Genomic DNA, 1,930 nt, shown 5'->3' with positions numbered 1-1,930 from the left:
TATGTGTGCCCAGCATGGGTGATAACTCTAGGGTGTAAGTCCCGAACACGCCATTACAGCAGGAAGTGTTAACCGACAGCAAGGGTGTCCATCGTGAGTTGGAATCTGAAGGAAGCTTTAGGTAAAGTCTTGACCTGACGAACAGAAACTATATATAAGGCTAGAAATGTCGGATAAGGTTGCATATCAAACTGAAGTCCTAAGCTGTACAGAGACATCATAGTAAATATAGCAGGTATATGAGATGAAAGTTATCGTTCTTACCTGGGGAGGTCTTATAGACATAGGGAGTTTTTTTTTACAGAACTATGGATAACAATTGCTATAAGAAGTCAGCAGAAGTCATAGTATGCACAGATACAAGCTTGGCAATACCAAGAAGTCTTACAAAATGCAGAAGGACAGAACTTAATTAAGTGAGTAGTAAATGAATGTTACCTAATGTAGGAAAGAATGCAGAAAATATCTATAAACAGAGATAACTACCTTGTAAAGGATAGGGCGGAACCTGACAGCTACCAAGGAGTGCAGACTTACATAGGGATAACTGAAAACAACCTCATGGAAGTACGATTAGGACAGGGGAGTTTACTAGAACTAATCCTTAGTCCTAATAATTTAAACCTAGCCTATCAAAAGGTTAAGGCAAATAAAGGGAGCTATGGAATAGACAAGTTGTCCACTGAAGAATTATTGCCATGGCTCTTACATAATAGAGATTCATTGGTTTCATCGCTAGAAAACGGAAAGTATAACCCCCAAGCAGTTCGAAGAGTAGAAATCCCCAAAGAGGGAGGTAAAACACGCCAACTTGGTATCCCTACGGTAGTAGACCGTCTCGTTCAACAAAGTATAGCCCAAGTATTATCTCCTATCTACGAACAAGAATTTCACCCAAGTAGTCACGGCTTTAGATCCAACAAAGGTTGTCATACAGCCTTGAAAGAAGTGGTAAGCCATCTAAATGACCGATATCATTATGTAGTGGACTTAGACTTAGAAAAATTCTTTGACACAGTTAACCACAGTAGATTGGTTGAAATATTGTCAAAGAGAGTAGAAGACCCTCGGGTGATATCCTTAATCCATAAATATCTAAATGCAGGTGTTGTTATTGGAGGTAAATTTGAAGAGAGTAGATTGGGAGTACCTCAAGGCGGCCCCTTAAGTCCCCTTCTGAGTAACATAATGCTTAATGAGTTAGATAAAGAACTAGAAAGACGAGGCCTTCGTTTTGTGCGTTATGCAGATGACTGTCTAATCTTCTGCAAAAGTAAAAGAGCGTGTCTTCGTGTGCAGGAAAGTATCACTAGGTTCGTTGAAGAAGTCTTATACTTACGAGTAAACAAAGAGAAGACTACCACTGGTTATGCCAAAGGGAAGAAATTTCTAGGGCACAGTTTTTATGTAAAAAGCAAAGGGAAATGGAGTCTTTGCGTACACCCGAAAAGTTACAGTACACTCAAAGATAAGCTAAAGGAACTTACAAAACGTAGTAGAGGTAAAGGGTACGATAAACTCAAAGAATCCTTGCGATATTATATCCAAGGCTGGGTGTCATACTTCAAGCAATCTGATATGTTATCCAAGATTAAGTGTATAGATGAGTGGCTTCGCTTTAGGATACGGATGTTAATTTGGAAGAGTTGGAAACAGAATAAGACGAGATATGTTAATCTTAAGCGCATCGGTGTAAGAGATAATCAAGCATATCAATGGGCAAACACTCGCAAGAGTTATTGTCGCACAGCACTTAGCCCAATCCTACAAGCTTCTTTAAACATTCAAAATTTAAGGAAAGCAGGATATACATTTCTATATGACATACTCCTAAAAGTATCGTAAATTAAGAACCGCCTTGGTACGGATCCGTATGCCAGGTGGTGTGAGAGGTCGGCTGAAGAAATAATCTTCAGCCTCCTACTCGATT

1 protein-coding gene is annotated in these 1,930 nt (G+C 39.4%); it reads left to right on the top strand.

From position 1 onward, the window contains the following. Nucleotides 1-453: 453 nt before the first annotated feature. Entirely contained in the window at nt 454-1,845 is a 1,392-nt protein-coding gene (gene ltrA / locus HX049_RS18295) for a group II intron reverse transcriptase/maturase (protein ID WP_286417811.1), read from the top strand. Nucleotides 1,846-1,930 lie beyond the last annotated feature (85 nt).

The organism is Myroides odoratimimus (assembly GCF_030326305.1).
Lineage (GTDB): Bacteria > Bacteroidota > Bacteroidia > Flavobacteriales > Flavobacteriaceae > Flavobacterium > Flavobacterium odoratimimum_A.
The sequence above is the reverse complement of the archived record's forward strand: the minus strand, read 5'-3'. Positions and strand labels throughout refer to the sequence as shown.